The sequence below is a fragment of the Pseudomonas sp. NPDC086251 genome, assembly GCF_044746405.1.
GTDB lineage: Bacteria > Pseudomonadota > Gammaproteobacteria > Pseudomonadales > Pseudomonadaceae > Aquipseudomonas.
In genome coordinates, this window is sequence record NZ_JBIVBY010000003.1 from 218090 (window position 1) to 235404 (window position 17315).

Below are 17315 nucleotides of genomic sequence, written 5' to 3' on the forward strand. Positions count from 1 at the left end.
AGCCTCGCTCCTACAGGTTTATGTCGTCCCGGCCCGGCGCGGTGTCGTCGCAGACCTCAGCTACAACCGAAAACAACTGTGGGAGCGGGCTTGCTCGCGAAGGCGTCGTGTCAGCCAACATCAATGTTGAATGATCGACCGCTTTCGCGAGCAAGCCCGCTCCCACAGGTTTGGGTATTACCGTTTAGGACTGTTTCTCGAACTTCAGGTCCCACACGCCATGCCCAAGGCGTTCGCCGCGGCGTTCGAACTTGGTGATCGGGCGCTCGGTCGGGCGTGGAACGCATTTGCCGTCTTCGGCCAGGTTGCGATAACCCGGCGCAACGTTCATCACTTCCAGCATGTACTCGGCGTACGGTTCCCAGTCAGTAGCCATGTGCAACACACCGCCGACCTTCAACTTGCTGCGCACCAGCTCGGCGAACGACGCCTGCACGATGCGACGCTTGTGGTGGCGGCTCTTGTGCCACGGGTCCGGGAAAAACAGCATCAGGCGATCGAGGCTGTTGTCAGCGACGCAACGGTTGAGCACTTCGATCGCGTCGCAATCGTAGACCCGCAAGTTGGTCAGGCCTTGAGTCAGCACGCCATTGAGCAGCGCGCCCACACCCGGGCGGTGCACTTCCACGCCGATGAAATCCTGCTCCGGCGAAGCCGCGGCCATTTCCAGCAGCGAATGGCCCATGCCGAAACCGATTTCCAGGGAACGCGGCGCCGAACGGCCGAACACCTGATCGAAGTCCACCGGCGCATCGGCCAGGGGCAGCACGAACAGCGGCGTGCCCTGCTCCAGACCGCGTTGCTGGCCTTCGGTCATGCGTCCGGCGCGCATCACGAAACTCTTGATGCGGCGGTGTTGGCGCTCGTCGCCTTCTTCCGTCTGGATAGGCGTGTCGTTTGATTCAGTCATCAATGGCTCTTACTTGATCAGACCATCCAGCGGCGAGGAGGCGCTGGCATAGAGTTTTTTCGGCATGCGGCCGGCGAGGTAGGCCAGGCGGCCCGCGACGATGGCGTGTTTCATGGCTTCAGCCATCATGATCGGCTGCTGGGCATGGGCGATGGCCGAGTTCATCAGCACCGCTTCACAGCCCAATTCCATGGCAATGGTGGCGTCGGAAGCGGTACCGACACCGGCATCCACCAGCACCGGAATCTTGGCTTCTTCAAGGATGATCTGCAGGTTGTACGGGTTGCAGATCCCCAGGCCCGTGCCGATCAGACCGGCCAGCGGCATGACCGCGATAACGCCGATTTCCGCCAGTTGACGGGCGATGATCGGGTCATCGCTGGTGTAAACCATCACGTCGAAACCTTCCTTGACCAGCACTTCGGCGGCCTTGAGGGTTTCGATCACGTTGGGGAACAGGGTTTTCTGGTCGGCCAGTACTTCCAGCTTCACCAGGTTGTGGCCACCGAGCAGTTCACGGGCCAGGCGGCAGGTGCGCACAGCCTCGGTCGCGTCGAAGCAACCGGCGGTGTTCGGCAGGAAGGTGTAGCGATCCGGCGACAGGACTTCGAGCAGGTTCGGTTCGCCCGGGTTCTGGCCGAGGTTGGTGCGGCGCACGGCGAAGGTGACGATCTCGGCACCCGAGGCTTCGATGGCCAGGCGGGTTTCTTCCATGTCGCGGTACTTGCCGGTACCTACCAGCAAACGCGACTGGTAAGTACGACCGGCCAGGACGAAGGGCTTGTCGCTACGAACGATGCTCATGGGAAATCCTCTGTAGGGGTGAGGTTCTTGCAGAATTCTGTGCCCTTGCGGGCTGCGCGGCTAGCCGCCGCCGATGGCGTGTACCACTTCGACGGAATCGCCGTGGTTCAGCGTGGTGTCAGCGTGCTGGCTGCGCGGGACGATATCCAGATTGAGCTCGACCGCCACCCGGCGTCCGGTCAATTCCAGACGGGTCAGCAGGGCCGCAACGGTTTCACCGTCGGGCAGTTCAAGGGATTCGCCGTTCAACTGAATGCGCATACCGAATGCCGCCATCATTTTTAGGGGCAGGCATTCTAGCCCGATCAGTCTTGGTGACCCAAGCCATTCGTCTTGAAACACAACCTTGTAGGAGCGAGGCTTGCCCGCGAAGGCGTCGTGTCAGTCAATGAAAGGGTGGCTGACACGACGCCTTCGCGGGCAAGTCGGGTCGCCGCATCGCTCGCTCCTACAGGGTCAAGATATTCGCCAGGCAGCCAGGCCCAGGCAGAGCCAGCCGATCAGGAAGGCCAGGCCGCCGAAGGGCGTGACGATGCCGAGCTTGCTGACGCCCGTCATCGTCAGCAGGTACAGGCTACCGGAGAACAATAGAATGCCAATGGCAAAGGACGCGCCGGCCCAGGTGATCAAACGGCCGGGAATCTGCGCGGCCAGCAGCGCCACACCGAGCAAGGCCAAGGTGTGCACCAGCTGATAGGTGACGCCGGTATGGAAAATCGCCAGGTACTCGGGCGTCAGGCGGCTTTTCAAGCCATGGGCGGCGAACGCCCCCAGGGCAACACCGGTGAAGCCGAAAAAAGCGGCCAGCATCAGAAAGCCACGCAGCATGAAGAACTCCAGTCAGACTCGATCCACAGGGTCTGTATAATGGCCCGCTCAACGGGTTCGGCCAAGCCATCTCTATGCTGCGTTTATTTCTGCGACGATTCATCAAAGCCCTGCTCTGCTTCGCGGGCGGCAGCGTATTGCTGGTTCTGATCTTTCGCGTGGTGCCGCCACCGGGCACGGCGCTGATGGTCGAACGCAAAATCGAATCCTGGTTCGACGGTGAGCCCATCGACTTGCAACGCACCTGGAAGCCTTGGGACGAGATCTCCGATGACCTGAAAGTCGCGGTGATTGCCGGCGAAGACCAAAAATTCCCGGAGCACTGGGGCTTTGACTTCGGCGCGATCCAGAAAGCCCTGGCCCACAATGAGCTCGGCGGCACCATTCGCGGCGCCAGCACCCTGAGCCAGCAAGTCTCGAAGAACCTGTTTCTGTGGTCCGGTCGCAGTTGGCTGCGCAAAGGCCTGGAGGCGTGGTTTACCGGATTGATTGAAGTGCTCTGGCCCAAGCAGCGGATTCTTGAGGTGTACCTGAACAGCGTCGAGTGGGATGAGGGCGTGTTTGGTGCCGAAGCGGCGGCCAGGCATCACTTTGGCGTTGGCGCCAAAAGCCTCAGCCGTCAGCAATCGAGCTTGCTGGCTGCCGTATTGCCCAACCCACGCGTGTGGAGCGCCAGCCATCCAACTTCGTACGTAGCGAGACGAGCCGGGTGGATTCGGCAGCAGATGAGTCAGTTGGGTGGCGACAGTTATCTGGTCGGCCTCAACGATTCGCGCCGGGCGCCGTGGTCCCAATAAATAATCACAAATCTCCTGACCACTGAAGATCCCCTGTGGGAGCGGGCTTGCTCGCGAAGGCGGTGGATCAGTCGATATCAATGCTGAATGATCAACCGCCTTCGCGAGCAAGCCCGCTCCCACATTGGGGTTGTGGTGTAGCTGGAATAACGAACACAAACAAAAACGCCCCGATCAATGATCGGGGCGTTTTTTATTGCCAAGGCGCAGGTTAAGCGGCGATCGACAACTTGAGCTTGTTCATCGCGCTCTTCTCGAGCTGACGAATACGCTCGGCCGACACGTTGTACTTCTGCGCCAGGTCGTGCAGCGTGGCTTTTTCTTCTGCCAGCCAGCGCTGGTAGAGGATGTCACGGCTGCGGTCGTCCAGCACGTCCAGCGCTTCGTGCAGGTTGTGGTTGGAGTTGTCGCTCCAATCGGCATCTTCCAGTTGACGAGCCGGGTCGTACCGGTGGTCTTCCAGATAGTTGGCCGGCGACTGGAAAGCACTGTCGTCGTCCGCTTCCGCGGCCGGGTCGAAAGCCATGTCATGGCCGGTCAGGCGACTTTCCATCTCGCGCACTTCCCGCGGCTCTACGCCAAGGCTTTCCGCCACACGGTGGACTTCCTCGTTGTTCAGCCACGCCAGGCGTTTCTTCTGGCTGCGCAGGTTGAAGAACAGCTTGCGCTGGGCCTTGGTGGTCGCGACTTTCACAATGCGCCAGTTGCGCAGGATGAACTCGTGGATTTCCGCCTTGATCCAGTGCACAGCGAACGAAACCAGACGCACACCCATTTCCGGGTTGAAGCGCTTCACGGCCTTCATCAGGCCGACGTTGCCTTCCTGGATCAGGTCAGCCTGAGCCAGACCGTAGCCGGAATAGCTACGGGCGATATGTACAACAAAACGCAAGTGGGCGAGCACCATCTGCCGAGCCGCCCCCAAATCCTGCTCATAATAGAGACTCTCGGCCAGTTCACGCTCCTGCTCCGGCGTCAGCAATGGAATGCTGTTCACGGTGTGCACATAGGCCTCCAGGTTCGCACCCGGGACCAGAGCATATGCAGGTTGCAAAGAATTGGTCATACGAAAAAACCTCCGACTTACATAACTCGTGCAGTTCAGCACTGCGAAAATTGACCGGAAACCGATAGACAAGTTCCCAAAAACGCTGAAAGGTCAATACGAGCAAAATGATATTACTTTGGCGCAAGCTCCCGCAGGTGGCGTGCGACTGCAATCCATGCACCGATATACCCCAACAGCACCGCGCCAAGCAAGAGCGACAGACCATCGGCAACTGGCACGCCGGCCAGCGCAAAATCACTGCCGTACAAACCGGCCAGGCCAACCACTGCATCGTTCAGCCAATCCAGGCCAAACGCCAATACACCCCAGGAAAGAATCCCCGCACCAAAGCCATACAGCGCGCCCATGTACAGAAAAGGCCTGCGCACATAGCTGTCAGTGCCGCCCACGAGTTTAATCACTTCTATCTCTGTGCGGCGGTTTTCAATATGAAGACGAATGGTATTGCCTATCACCAAAAGTAATGCAGAAACCAGCAGCACGGTCAGACCGAAGACAAAACGGTCGCCCAGCTTGAGGATGGCGGCCAGACGCTCGACCCAGACTAGATCAAGTTGCGCCTGTTGCACCTTCGGCAACTCGGAAAGTTTTTGTCTTAATGCTTCAAGGGCCGGCTTGTCGACCTCGTTCGGCGTCACCAGAACCACGCCCGGCAGCGGGTTTTCCGGCAGCTCCTTGAGCGCCTCGCCCAGACCGGACTGCTGCTGGAACTCTTCCAGCGCCTGATCGCGACCGACGTATTCAGCCTCCGCGACACCCGGCATGCCTTTGATCTGCTCGCGCAGCGCCTCGCCTTCAGCGGGGCTGGCTTCGATTTGCAGGTACAGGGAAATCTGCGCCGCACGCTGCCAGGAACCACCGAGACGCTCGACGTTACTTAGCAAAAGTGACAGGCCCATGGGCAAGCTCAGTGCAACCGCCATCACCATGCACGTGAAAAAGCTGCCGATGGGTTGCTTGCCCAGGCGGCGCAAGCTGTCGACCAGACTGGCGCGATGACTTTCGATCCACGCGCGGAACAACGTGGCGAAGTCCGGGCCGTCGTCATCGTCGCGTTTTTTCTTCTGCGGCTGCGGATCGGCGGCCTTCGGCGCTACGCGCTCGGACACCTTGGGGCTGCGTGTCGCACTCATACGCCGGCCTCCCCGTCGCCGATCAATCGGCCGCGTTGCAGGGTCAGCATGCGGTGACGCATACGGGCGATCAGTGCCAGGTCGTGACTGGCGATCAGCACGCTGGTGCCCAGGCGGTTGATGTCTTCGAACACGCCCATGATTTCGGCGGCCAGGCGCGGGTCGAGGTTACCGGTCGGTTCGTCCGCCAGCAGCAAGGCCGGGCGGTGAACGATGGCGCGGGCGATGCCGACGCGCTGCTGCTGACCGGTGGACAGGTCGCCGGGGTACAGATCGGTCTTGTCCGAGAGCGCCACGCGCTCCAGGGCCGAATCCACACGCTTGACGATCTCGGCTTTCGACAGACCGAGGATCTGCAACGGCAGCGCGACGTTGTTGAACACCGTGCGATCGAACAGCAACTGGTGATTCTGGAACACCACGCCGATTTGCCGGCGCAGGTAAGGAATCTGCGCGTTGCTGATGGTGGCGAGGTCCTGGCCGGCCAGCAGCAATTTGCCGGTGGTCGGACGCTCCATCGCCAGCAGCAGCCGCAACAAGGTGCTTTTACCGGCGCCGGAATGACCGGTGACAAACAAGAATTCGCCCCGACGGACTCGAAAGCTCAGCTCATGCAAGCCGACGTGACCGTTCGGGTAGCGTTTACCGACCTGTTCGAAACGAATCATGAACGCTCCCGCTCGGCAAACAGTGCCTGGACAAAGGGTTCTGCTTCAAAAGTACGCAAGTCATCGATGCCTTCACCAACGCCGATGTAGCGAATCGGCAAGCCAAACTGCTTGGCCAGGGCGAAAATCACCCCGCCCTTGGCGGTGCCGTCGAGCTTGGTCAGCGCCAGGCCGGTCAGTTCGACGGTCTGGTTGAACTGTTTGGCCTGGTTGATCGCGTTCTGCCCTGTACCGGCATCGAGCACCAACAGCACCTCGTGCGGTGCATCGGCATCGAGCTTACTGATGACCCGGCGAACCTTTTTCAGTTCTTCCATCAGGTTGTCTTTGGTGTGCAGGCGACCGGCGGTGTCGGCGATCAACACATCGATGCCACGGGCCTTGGCGGCCTGCACGGCATCGAAGATAACCGAAGCCGAGTCAGCGCCGGTGTGCTGGGCGATGACCGGGATCTTGTTGCGCTCGCCCCAGACCTGCAATTGCTCGACTGCGGCGGCGCGGAAGGTGTCACCGGCGGCGAGCATGACTTTCTTGCCTTCGAGCTGCAGCTTCTTCGCCAGCTTGCCGATGGTGGTGGTCTTGCCGGCGCCGTTGACGCCCACCACCAGAATCACGAACGGTTTGTTCTGCGAGGTTATTTTCAGCGGTTGCTCGACCGGCTTGAGCATAGCCGCCAGCTCGGCTTGCAGGGATTTGTAGAGCGCATCGGCATCGGCCAGTTCTTTACGGGCGACTTTCTGCGTCAGGCGCTGAATGATCACGGACGTGGCTTCAACGCCCACGTCGGCGGTCAGCAGACGGGTCTCGATGTCTTCGAGCAGCTCGTCATCGATGATCTTCTTGCCCAGGAACAGGCTGGCCATGCCTTCGCCGATGCTGGCGCTGGTCTTGGACAGGCCTTGCTTGAGGCGGGCGAAGAAACCGGCTTTGGTTTCTTCGGTGCGCGCAGGCTCGACCGGGATTTCGACGGGAGCGACAGGCGCGGCAACAACCGGAGCGATGACCGGTGCAAGTGCAGGCTCGGGCGCTTGAACAACTGGGGCAGCGGGAGCAACCGGGGCAACCGGGGCAACCGGGGCAATCGGAGCAATAAACGCAGGAGCCACTGGCTCTGGAACAACCGGCGCTGGCTCGACCACAACCACCGGCGCGACAACCGGCTCCACCACTGGCGGCCGAACCGGTTCAGGGCTGAACGCCGTCGGGGCGGGGATCGGCGGCGTAACGTGCGGCGCCAGTTCATCTTCGACCAGCGACACCGGCTCTTCCGCCACCGGCAAGGTCAGCCATGGCTCGGCGACAGGTGTCAGCGGCGCCTGGGTCACGACTTCGGCGATCACATCAGGTTCAGCCTCGACCCGCGGTTGCAACACCGGCTCGGCGATCGGCAAGACAATCGGTGCCGGCTCTTCTTCTATTACCGGCGCAGGGACTGGCTCAGGAAGTGGCTGTGGCTGTTCGACGACGGGTTCCTGCGGCTTTTTGCGCAGCCATCCGAACAGGCTTTTCTTCTCGCCAGCCGCAGCTGGGTTCTTCTTGTCGTCGTTGGAACCAAACATGGAGGACGGCTATCTCACGGTAGCGACGCGCCAACAGGCGCCTCGGCAAATAAATATTCGATGCAGAACAGACTGCGATTGACCCAGCTTGTTCACGCGCAACATTTTGTCGGGGTGCAAATGGCGCCCTGCAAAAACGATTTCACGAAGGACTGGAGCGGCAAAATCGGCGAAAAAGCAGAGTTTAGTTGATAAACCACAGCTTTCTGCCGCAAACCCATTCAACCTGATCAAACGCAAAGGCCTGATAGGCGTGGCCGCCAGTAAAACGGATCAGTATCCTAGCACCCTCTCGCCCGCTGACGCTAAGACCAAGCGGGCAGCCCCAAAGGTTTAAAAACGAATGAATGCTTTAGCCCGCCGCGCTGCAGGCCTGCTGCTCAGCACAGTTTGTCTGCCCCTCTCGGCCCTGGCTGCCGATCCACAACCCACCCACGAATTCACCCTCGATAACGGCTTGAAGGTCGTCGTGCGCGAAGACCATCGGGCGCCGGTGGTGGTTTCCCAGGTCTGGTACAAGGTCGGCTCCAGCTACGAGACCCCGGGTCAGACCGGTTTGTCCCACGCCCTGGAACACATGATGTTCAAGGGCAGCGAGAAAGTCGGGCCCGGCGAAGCGTCGCTGATCCTGCGCGACCTCGGCGCCGAAGAGAACGCCTTCACCAGCGACGACTTCACCGCATACTACCAAGTGCTGGCCCGTGATCGCCTGGGCGTGGCTTTCGAGCTGGAAGCCGACCGCATGGCCAGCCTGCGCCTGCCACCTGACGAGTTCGCCCGCGAAATCGAAGTCATCAAAGAAGAGCGGCGCCTGCGCACCGACGACAAGCCGATGTCCAAGGCTTACGAACGCTTCAAGGCCATGGCCTACCCGGCCAGTGGCTACCACACGCCAACCATCGGCTGGATGGCTGACCTGGACCGCATGAAGGTCGAGGAGCTGCGCCACTGGTATGAATCCTGGTACGTGCCGAATAACGCGACCCTGGTGGTGGTGGGCGACGTGACCCCGGACGAAGTCAAAACCCTAGCCCAGCGCTACTTTGGCCCGATCGCCAAGCGTGACGTGCCGCCCGCGAAAATCCCGGTGGAACTGGCCGAGCCCGGCGAACGGCAGATCACCCTGCACGTGCAAACCCAATTGCCGAGCCTGATGCTGGCCTTCAACGTGCCGAGCATCGCCACCGCAGAAGACAAGCGCCCGGTGCACGCCTTGCGCCTGATCTCGGCCCTGCTTGACGGCGGCTACAGCGGGCGCATCCCGACGCAACTGGAACGCGGCGAAGAGCTGGTGTCCGGTGGCTCGTCGAGCTACGACGCCTACACCCGTGGCGACAGTCTGTTCACCCTGTCGGCGACACCGAACACCCAGAAAAAGAAAACCATGGCGCAAGCCGAAGCCGGTCTGTGGAAGCTGCTGGAGCAGCTGAAAACCACCGCGCCGTCCGCCGAAGAACTGGAACGCGTGCGCGCGCAGGTCATTGCCGGCCTGGTCTACGAGCGCGACTCGATCACCAGCCAGGCCACCGCGATCGGCCAACTGGAAACCGTCGGCCTGTCGTGGAAACTGATGGACACCGAACTCGCCGAACTGGAAAGCGTGACCCCGCAAGATATCCAGAACGCCGCCAAGCTGTATTTCACCCGCGAACGTCTCAGCGTCGCCCATGTACTGCCACTGGAGACGACTCATGAGTGAGCGTAAAAAACCACGTCTGGCCCTGATCGGCCTGATCGCCGTCGCACTGATCGGCTCCGCTGCCTTCTATCTGTCGAAAAGCGACGATTCCAAGGCCAGCGAAGCCCTCGACAAGGCCAAGTCCAGCCAGAAGCTGCAATCGCTGGCAGAACTCGACGGCAAAGCGCCGAGCCGCCGCAGCCTGGACGTTCAGAGCTGGAACACCGCCGAAGGCGCGAAAGTATTGTTCGTCGAAGCTCGCGAGCTGCCGATGTTCGACCTGCGCCTGATCTTCGCCGCCGGCAGCAGCCAGGATGGCGATGCACCGGGCCTGGCCTTGCTGACCAACGCCATGCTCAACGAAGGGGTGGCCGGCAAGGATGTGGGCGCGATTGCCCAAGGGTTCGAAGGGCTGGGAGCCGACTTCAGCAACGGCGCATTCAAGGACATGGCGCTGGCTTCCCTGCGCAGCCTCAGTGCCGCGGACAAACGTGAGCCGGCGTTGAAACTGTTCTCCGAGGTGGTCGGCAAACCGACCTTCCCGACCGATTCGTTCGCGCGTATCAAGAACCAGATGCTCGCCGGTTTCGAATACCAGAAACAGAACCCGGGCAAGCTGGCCAGCCTGGAACTGATGAACCGCTTGTACGGCGATCACCCGTACGCGCACTCCAGCGACGGCACAGCGAAAACCGTTCCAGCGATCACCGTGGCGCAAATGCGGGCCTTCCATGAGAAAGCCTACGCCGCCGGTAACGTGGTGATTGCGCTGGTGGGCGACCTGTCCCGTGCCGAGGCCGAAGCGATTGCCGCTCAAGTCTCCAGCGCACTGCCAAAAGGCCCGGCGCTGGCGAAACTCGCGCAACCGGAAGAACCGAAAGCCAGCATCGGCCACATCGAGTTCCCGTCCAAGCAGACCAACCTGATGCTTGCGCAACTGGGCATCGACCGTGACGATCCGGACTACGCCGCACTGTCCATGGGCAACCAGATCCTCGGCGGCGGCGGTTTCGGCACTCGACTGATGAGCGAAGTGCGTGAAAAGCGTGGCTTGGCCTATGGCGTGTATTCGGGCTTCACCCCGATGCAGGCGCGCGGTCCGTTCATGATCAACCTGCAAACCCGCGCCGAAATGAGCGAAGGCACCTTGAAGCTGGTGCAGGACGTGCTCGCCGACTACCTTAAAACCGGCCCGACCGAAAAAGAACTCGACGACGCCAAGCGTGAACTGGCCGGCAGCTTCCCGCTGTCCACCGCCAGCAACGCCGATATCGTCGGTCAACTCGGCGCCATGGGTTTCTACAACCTGCCGCTGAGTTATCTGGAAGACTTCATGCAACAGTCCCAGAGCCTGACCGTCGAGCAAGTCAGAACCGCACTGAACAAACACTTGAGCACGGACAAAATGGTCATCGTCAGCGCTGGCCCGACCGTGCCGCAAAAGCCGTTACCGGCCCCATCTGATAAACCTGCCGAGCAGCCGCTCGGGGTTCCGGAGCATTAATGGCCAGTCCATCGCGTCCTAAAAAACCTGTTCACAACGTGCACAACGGTGTGAACCAACTGCGCATCATCGGTGGTGAATGGCGCAGCCGAAAGCTGAGCTTCCCTGATGCACCGGGCCTGCGCCCGACGCCGGACCGGGTGCGTGAAACCCTGTTCAACTGGCTTGCGCCGTACATTGCCGGGGCCAAGGTGCTTGATCCATTCGCCGGCAGCGGCGCGTTGTTCCTTGAGGCGTTGTCCCGTGGCGCCGCGCTGGGACAGGCGCTGGACGCCAGCAACATCGCGGTGTCCAGCATCAAGGAACACCTGGGCACGCTGCGCTGCACCACCGGCCAGATCCAGACCGCCGATGCGTTGCGCTACCTGGAAACCCAGACTGCCTCCGCTTACGACCTGGTGTTCCTCGATCCGCCGTTCAACCAGAACCTGCTGCCCGCCGTCTGCGCGCTGCTGGAAGAGCGTCAATGGCTGGCGGACGAAGCCTGGATCTACACGGAAAGCGAAAACGCGCCATCCACCCTCGGCCTGCCAGGCAACTGGCGCCTGCACCGTGAGCAGAAATCCGGGCGCGTCTACTACTCGTTGTGGCAACGTATGGCAGAGATCGCCGGTTAATCGACCGGCCTGAACAAGGCGCGGACCTCAGCCGAGGTGCGCGCCGCTGCATCGAGAGTAATCGTGTCCCATCCGCCAGAACGCTTCACCCCCGCCTTAGGCCTCGGCAACCCGCACTTGCAGACATTGTGGGGACCGCTGTGGCGCAAAACCACGCACATTGAACGTCAGCGCGAACGCTTGTGGCTTGAGGATGGTGACTTCCTCGACCTCGACTGGCACGGCCCGCACAGCGCCGATGCCCCGTTGGTGCTAGTGCTGCACGGGCTGACCGGCTCATCGAACTCACCTTACGTGGCCGGCGTACAAAAAGCGCTGGGTGCCCAAGGCTGGGCCAGCGTTGCGTTGAACTGGCGCGGCTGCTCGGGCGAACCCAATCTGCTGGCGCGCAGCTACCATTCCGGTGCCAGTGAAGACCTGGCCGAAGCCATCAAACACCTGCGTTCCAATCGCCCTTTGGCGCCGCTGTACGCCGTCGGCTATTCTCTGGGCGGCAATGTCCTGCTCAAGCATTTGGGCGAGACCGGCAGTGACAGCGGCGTGCTCGGCGCAGTGGCGGTGTCGGTGCCGTTCCGCCTCGATCACTGCGCCGACCGGATCGGGCAGGGGTTTTCCAAGGTCTATCAAGCGCACTTCATGCGCGAGATGCTGGCCTACATCAAGAACAAGCAGCGACAGTTCCAGCATGACGGGCGCGAGGATGGGCTGGCAGCATTGGCTGCGCTGGGTTCTCTGGAAAACATGCGCACGTTCTGGGATTTCGACGGCCGGGTGACGGCGCCGCTGAACGGTTTCGTCGACGCCGAGGACTACTATCGTCGTGCCTCGAGTCGCTATTTCCTTGGCGAGATTCGTACGCCGACGCTGATTATTCAGGCAGCAGACGATCCCTTCGTCTTCCCCCACAGCCTGCCGCACGCCGACGAACTGTCCGCCTGCACCCAATTCGAACTGCAAGCCAAGGGCGGCCATGTCGGCTTCGTCGATGGCACGTTCCGGCGACCGGGCTACTACCTGGAACGGCGCATTCCGCAGTGGCTGGCCGCCACCCGTCGCGAGTCAGGCCATGGACGCTGACCAGGGCGAGTCGATCCGTTTCTGGCAAACGGCGCCGTTGGCCGGGGTCGAGTTGTTGTCGGCGCGCTACATCGAGCACCGTTTCGCGCCCCATGTGCATGATGGCTACGTGATCGGCATAATCATGGCCGGCGCCCAACGTTATCGCTATCGCGGCGCCGAACATTTGGCGGGGAGCGGCACGCTGGTGCTGATCAATCCCGATGAGTTGCACACCGGCCACAAAGGCACGGAAGACGGTTGGTTGTACCGGGCGTTTTACCCGGACAGCGGTCAGATTCTGTCGTTGCTGGCGGAGCTTGAACTGCCGACCGACACTTTGCCGATGTTTGGCGCGACGCTGTATCGCGACCCGGATCTGGTGAAGGGTTTCTGCCAACTGCATCGCCTGCTGGAGAATCCGTCGACGGCCCTGCAACAGCAAACGGTGTGGCGGGAAATGATGCTGTTGCTGCTGCAACGTCACGCGGCCGTACCGATCGCCGGCAAACCCGGCAAGGAACACCGCGCCGTGAGCCTGGCCAAGGATTTGCTGCATGCGCAACTGGCGGCGCCACCGTCTCTGGAAGAACTGGCGGCGGCGGTGAACCTCTCGCCCTTCCACTTTGCCCGGGTGTTCCGCCGCGCCACCGGCATGCCACCGCATACCTGGCTGATGCAGCAGCGCATCGCCCGGGCACGGGCGTTGTTGCAGGGAGGTTGTTTACCGCTGGAAGTGGCCATGCAATTGGGCTTTGCCGACCAGAGTCACCTGAGCCGGCAGTTCAAGCAGGTTTACGGGGTTGGGCCGGGGGCGTATCGCAGTGCCCGGCAACTACCCCGAAGTTAAGGCCGACACAAATCCAAATGTGGGAGCGGGCTTGCTCGCGAAAGCGGTGGGTCAGTCGGCATCAATGTTGACTGACACACCGCTTTCGCGAGCAAGCCCGCTCCCACATTTGAAGGGTGTTATTCGCCGATGGCGATGCCGCGTGCGGGATCGTTGATCCACTCGCTCCACGACCCGGCATACAACGCCCCCAACGGATAACCCGCCAGGCACAGGGCAAACAGGTTGTGGCAAGCCGTCACACCCGAACCGCAATACGCCACCAGATCGTTCGGTGAACGGTCACCGAGCTTCGCCGCAAAGCGCTGCTTGAGCTGATCCGCCGGCAGAAAACGCCCGTCGCTGCCCAGGTTCTCGGTGAACGCCGCACATTGCGCACCGGGAATGTGCCCGGCAATCGGGTCAATCGGCTCCACCTCGCCCTTGAAGCGCGGCAAGGCACGAGCATCGATCAAGGTCAGCGCGGGCTGGTCGAGACGTTGTGCGAGCTGTTCGGCACTCAAGATCAGCGCGTTGTCCGGGGTCCCGGCAAACGTGCCACGTTCGATGTGCGGCGCATCCAGGCTCAGCGGCAAACCCGCCGCGTGCCAGGCCTTGAGCCCGCCATCGAGGATGAACACACCGTCACGCTTGCCCAGCCAGGCCAGCAACCACCAGGCCCGCGCCGCGAAGGCACCCGGACCGTCGTCGTACAAAATCACCTCGCTGTCGGCGTTGATGCCCCAGGCTTGCAGGCGCTCGATCAGGTCTTGCGGTTCAGGCAACGGATGCCGCCCGGTCACGCCCTTGACCACGGTCCCGCTCAAGTCACGCTCAAGATCGGCAAAACTCGACCCGGCGATATGCCCTTCGGCATAGCTGCGCTGACCGTAGTCCGGGTCTTCGAGGGCAAAACGACAATCCAGAATCACCAGCCCGGGCACGTCCTTTTTCAAGTCCAACGCTTGCGGGCTGATCAATTGCGCAATGGGCATAACGGGCTCCTGTGATTAAGGCGATGCTTGATCCTACTGCACTTTCTATCCCACTTCTTCCAGGGCCTGGGCCAACGGCACGTAAAACTCTGCGAACAGCGCGGTGACCGCATCGCGTGCTTGATCCGTGACGAAGCCGGCCTCGAGCACCAGCACCTGATACACCCCACGCTTGATCGCCTGTTCGCTCAGGTGACTGGAGTTTTCCCGCGTGGTGCACAGAAAGCGCACCCACGACGTCAGGATGATCCAGGCATTGAGCGTCAGGGATTCGATCTGGACCTTGTCCATCTGCAGGATTCCGGCCTCGACGAAGCCGGCGTAGATGTGCGTGCCGTGGATCAGGCAGCGCTGGGAAAAGCGTCGATACCGGGCGGCCAGTTCCGGATCGCTGTCGAGCAAGTGCTCAAGATCGCGATGCAAAAACCGGTAGCGCCACATCGCGGCCAACAATTCCTGGAGGTAGAAACGCTTGTCTTCAACCGTGGCGGCGCGGCCCTGGGGTGGGCGCAGGAAGCTGTCCACCAGGCTTTCGTACTCACTGAACAGCACGGCGATGATCGCCTGCTTGTTAGGGAAGTGGTAGTACAGGTTGCCCGGGGAAATTTCCATGTGGGCAGCAATGTGGTTGGTGCTGATGCTGCGCTCGCCCTGCTGATTGAACAGCTCCAGGCTGTTCTGCACGATGCGCTCGCTGGTTTTGATCCTGGGGGCCATGGCTTGGGCTTTAATTCAGAGTGCGTTGACGGGCATCTTACGACCTATCCGCGAACGGATAAAACAAAGCTGCGCCAGGATGCCATTTGACTTTTTAGAGCATAGACTCTAAAAACATCCCCATTACAATAAATCCGGAGCCGACCATGACTGCTGACATCGCCTACCTGCAAAACCTGCAGCAGCCACTGGAAGAACTCCAAACCCTGTTCGAAGCCCAGCGCACGGCCTATGCCGCCAACCCGATGCCGCCGGCCGCCCAGCGCCAGCAATGGCTCAAAGCGTTGCGCGAGATGTTGAACAATGAACGCCAGCCACTGATCGAGGCGATCAGCCAGGACTTCAGCCACCGCAGTGCCGATGAAACCCTGCTCGCCGAACTGATGCCCAGCCTGCATGGCATTCATTACGCCAGCCAGCACCTCAAAAGCTGGATGAAAGCGTCGCGGCGCAAGGTCGGCATCGCCTTTCAACCCGCCTCGGCCAAGGTCGTTTATCAACCGTTGGGCGTGGTCGGGGTCATCGTGCCGTGGAACTACCCGCTGTACCTGGCCATCGGCCCATTAGTGGGCGCGTTGTCGGCGGGCAATCGGGTGATGCTCAAACTCAGCGAATCGACCCCCGCCACCGGTTTGCTGCTCAAGGAACTGCTGGGCCGGATCTTTCCCCAGGACCTGGTCTGCGTGGTGCTCGGCGAGGCCGATATCGGCGTGGCGTTTTCCCGGTTGCGTTTCGATCACCTGCTGTTCACGGGCGCCACCAGCATCGGCAAACATGTGATGCGCGCGGCGGCCGAGAACCTGACGCCGGTCACCCTCGAACTGGGTGGCAAGTCCCCGGCCATCGTTTCGCGCGATGTGCCGCTCAAGGATGCCGCCGAACGCATCGCGTTCGGCAAGACCCTCAACGCCGGGCAAACCTGCGTGGCGCCGGATTACGTGCTGGTGCCGGAAGACCGCGTCGGTTCTTTCGTCGAGGCCTATCGTCAGGCGGTTCGCGGGTTTTATCCGACACTGGCCGACAACCCGGACTACACCGCCATCATCAATGACCGACAACTGGCGCGACTCAACGGCTACCTCAGCGACGCCACCAGCAAGGGCGCGCTGCTGATTCCGCTGTTCGATCAGGGTCAGGGCCGGCGCATGGGCCATAGCCTGCTGCTTAACGTCAGCGACGACATGACGGTGATGCAGGACGAAATCTTCGGCCCGTTGCTGCCGATCGTTCCGTACAAGGACCTGGATCAGGCGTTTGCCTACATCAACCAACGCCCTCGCCCGCTGGCGCTGTATTACTTCGGCTACGACAAGCGCGAACAAAACCGCGTGCTCCATGAAACCCATTCCGGTGGCGTGTGCCTGAACGACACCCTGCTGCACGTCGCTCAGGACGACATGCCATTCGGCGGCATCGGCGCCTCGGGCATGGGCCATTACCACGGCCATGAAGGTTTCCTGACCTTCAGCAAGGCCAAAGGCGTGCTGATCAAGCAGCGGTTCAACGCCGCGAAGCTGATCTATCCGCCGTACGGCAAAGCCATTCAGAAACTGATCCAGAAGCTGTTTATCCGCTAACGATCACCCTTCGGGTAATAACAATAATGAGCCCAAGCCTGTCCGATACACCCGCGCTGTCACGGCGCGGCTTGCTTAAATTCAGCCTCGGCGCCAGTGCGTTTCTGGCCACGGCCGGTTTGGGCGCGAGCCTCAGCGGCTGCTCGTCGAGCATCCCGGCCAGCGGTTTTACGATTTTGCGCAGTGGCGACCTGTTGTTTCTGCGGGCGTTGATCCCGGTGATGCTCGACGGCGCCGTGGCGGTTGAAAAAATGCCGTCGGCCGTCGGAGAAACCCTGCACTGCCTGGATAACGCGCTGAATCATCTGTCGCCGGAAATGCTCAAGCTGACCCAGCAATTGTTCGACGTACTGGGGATGGCCGTGACGCGCGGGCCTTTGACCGGGATCTGGGGCAGTTGGGAAAACGCCAGTCCCGATGAGATCCGGCACTTTCTCGATCGCTGGGAAAACAGCTCGCTGAGCCTGCTGCGCATGGGCCACAGCTCGCTGCAGCAACTGGTGATGATGGCCTGGTACAGCCGCGCGGAATCGTGGGCACATTGCGGGTATCCCGGACCGCCTACTGTCTGAAA

General features: G+C 61.3%; 18 protein-coding genes. 8 read left to right on the plus strand and 10 right to left on the minus strand.

Annotation, left to right across the window (positions count from 1 at the left end; translation table 11 throughout):
- Window positions 1-184: 184 nt before the first annotated feature.
- The 4 genes from trmB to ACIPL2_RS06770 all read right to left on the minus strand — a co-directional run bounded on the left by trmB (window position 185) and on the right by ACIPL2_RS06770 (window position 2542).
- Complete coding sequence (gene trmB / locus ACIPL2_RS06755; protein ID WP_111448446.1) at window positions 185-910, minus strand: tRNA (guanosine(46)-N7)-methyltransferase TrmB; 726 nt, start codon at window positions 908-910, stop codon at window positions 185-187.
- A gap of 9 nt (window positions 911-919) precedes the next feature.
- Window positions 920-1714, minus strand: a complete 795-nt coding sequence (locus ACIPL2_RS06760; RefSeq protein ID WP_008068101.1) for a thiazole synthase — start codon at window positions 1712-1714, stop codon at window positions 920-922.
- Between the two features lie 60 nt (window positions 1715-1774).
- A complete protein-coding gene (gene thiS / locus ACIPL2_RS06765) occupies window positions 1775-1975 on the minus strand; it encodes a sulfur carrier protein ThiS (protein ID WP_401354191.1) in 201 nt (66 codons plus the stop codon).
- Window positions 1976-2170: 195 nt separating this feature from the next.
- Complete coding sequence (locus ACIPL2_RS06770; protein ID WP_401354193.1) at window positions 2171-2542, minus strand: DUF423 domain-containing protein; 372 nt, start codon at window positions 2540-2542, stop codon at window positions 2171-2173.
- A 74-nt stretch (window positions 2543-2616) separates the two neighbouring features.
- Between ACIPL2_RS06770 and mtgA the strand changes: the two genes are divergently transcribed.
- Window positions 2617-3339, plus strand: a complete 723-nt coding sequence (mtgA, locus tag ACIPL2_RS06775) for a monofunctional biosynthetic peptidoglycan transglycosylase (protein WP_401354194.1) — start codon at window positions 2617-2619, stop codon at window positions 3337-3339.
- A 211-nt stretch (window positions 3340-3550) separates the two neighbouring features.
- Here the strand turns inward: mtgA and rpoH are convergent, their stop codons facing one another.
- The 4 genes from rpoH to ftsY form a co-directional block, all read right to left on the minus strand.
- Window positions 3551-4405: an RNA polymerase sigma factor RpoH gene (rpoH, locus tag ACIPL2_RS06780; RefSeq protein ID WP_401354197.1), complete on the minus strand. Its 855-nt coding sequence runs from the start codon at window positions 4403-4405 to the stop codon at window positions 3551-3553.
- 113 nt (window positions 4406-4518) lie between these two features.
- On the minus strand, window positions 4519-5541 hold the full coding sequence (gene ftsX, locus ACIPL2_RS06785; protein WP_401354200.1) for a permease-like cell division protein FtsX: 1023 nt from the start codon (window positions 5539-5541) through the stop codon (window positions 4519-4521).
- Window positions 5538-6209: a cell division ATP-binding protein FtsE gene (gene ftsE, locus ACIPL2_RS06790; RefSeq protein ID WP_010466809.1), complete on the minus strand. Its 672-nt coding sequence runs from the start codon at window positions 6207-6209 to the stop codon at window positions 5538-5540. Before ftsE ends, ftsX begins: the two co-directional genes overlap by 4 nt.
- On the minus strand, window positions 6206-7768 hold the full coding sequence (gene ftsY, locus ACIPL2_RS06795; RefSeq protein WP_401354202.1) for a signal recognition particle-docking protein FtsY: 1563 nt from the start codon (window positions 7766-7768) through the stop codon (window positions 6206-6208). Before ftsY ends, ftsE begins: the two co-directional genes overlap by 4 nt.
- Window positions 7769-8111: 343 nt before the next feature.
- On the opposite strand from ftsY, the gene ACIPL2_RS06800 reads away from it, so the two are divergent.
- The 5 genes from ACIPL2_RS06800 to ACIPL2_RS06820 all read left to right on the plus strand — a co-directional run bounded on the left by ACIPL2_RS06800 (window position 8112) and on the right by ACIPL2_RS06820 (window position 13473).
- Window positions 8112-9467, plus strand: a complete 1356-nt coding sequence (locus tag ACIPL2_RS06800) for a M16 family metallopeptidase (RefSeq protein WP_401354205.1) — start codon at window positions 8112-8114, stop codon at window positions 9465-9467.
- Window positions 9460-10950: a M16 family metallopeptidase gene (locus ACIPL2_RS06805; protein WP_401354207.1), complete on the plus strand. Its 1491-nt coding sequence runs from the start codon at window positions 9460-9462 to the stop codon at window positions 10948-10950. Before ACIPL2_RS06800 ends, ACIPL2_RS06805 begins: the two co-directional genes overlap by 8 nt.
- Window positions 10950-11567, plus strand: coding sequence for a 16S rRNA (guanine(966)-N(2))-methyltransferase RsmD (gene rsmD / locus ACIPL2_RS06810; RefSeq protein ID WP_401354209.1), 618 nt, complete (start codon window positions 10950-10952; stop codon window positions 11565-11567). The genes ACIPL2_RS06805 and rsmD overlap by 1 nt, the downstream gene beginning before the upstream one ends.
- A gap of 63 nt (window positions 11568-11630) precedes the next feature.
- Window positions 11631-12644, plus strand: a complete 1014-nt coding sequence (locus tag ACIPL2_RS06815; RefSeq protein WP_401354211.1) for a hydrolase — start codon at window positions 11631-11633, stop codon at window positions 12642-12644.
- Complete coding sequence (locus ACIPL2_RS06820; RefSeq protein WP_401354213.1) at window positions 12634-13473, plus strand: AraC family ligand binding domain-containing protein; 840 nt, start codon at window positions 12634-12636, stop codon at window positions 13471-13473. Before ACIPL2_RS06815 ends, ACIPL2_RS06820 begins: the two co-directional genes overlap by 11 nt.
- Before the next feature lie 119 nt (window positions 13474-13592).
- Here ACIPL2_RS06820 and ACIPL2_RS06825 read toward each other — a convergent pair whose 3' ends face one another.
- Both ACIPL2_RS06825 and ACIPL2_RS06830 read right to left on the minus strand, forming a co-directional pair.
- Entirely contained in the window at window positions 13593-14447 is an 855-nt protein-coding gene (locus tag ACIPL2_RS06825) for a sulfurtransferase (RefSeq protein ID WP_401354216.1), read from the minus strand.
- Between the two features lie 45 nt (window positions 14448-14492).
- Window positions 14493-15164, minus strand: coding sequence for a TetR/AcrR family transcriptional regulator (locus ACIPL2_RS06830; protein ID WP_401354219.1), 672 nt, complete (start codon window positions 15162-15164; stop codon window positions 14493-14495).
- Window positions 15165-15310: 146 nt separating this feature from the next.
- Between ACIPL2_RS06830 and ACIPL2_RS06835 the strand changes: the two genes are divergently transcribed.
- The gene (locus tag ACIPL2_RS06835) at window positions 15311-16741 is read left to right on the plus strand and encodes a coniferyl aldehyde dehydrogenase (RefSeq protein WP_401354221.1); all 1431 of its coding nucleotides are present in this window, start codon (window positions 15311-15313) and stop codon (window positions 16739-16741) included.
- A gap of 26 nt (window positions 16742-16767) precedes the next feature.
- Window positions 16768-17313 carry a twin-arginine translocation pathway signal protein gene (locus tag ACIPL2_RS06840; protein ID WP_401354224.1) on the plus strand — a complete coding sequence of 182 codons (546 nt, stop codon included), beginning with the start codon at window positions 16768-16770 and terminating at the stop codon, window positions 17311-17313.
- Window positions 17314-17315 lie beyond the last annotated feature (2 nt).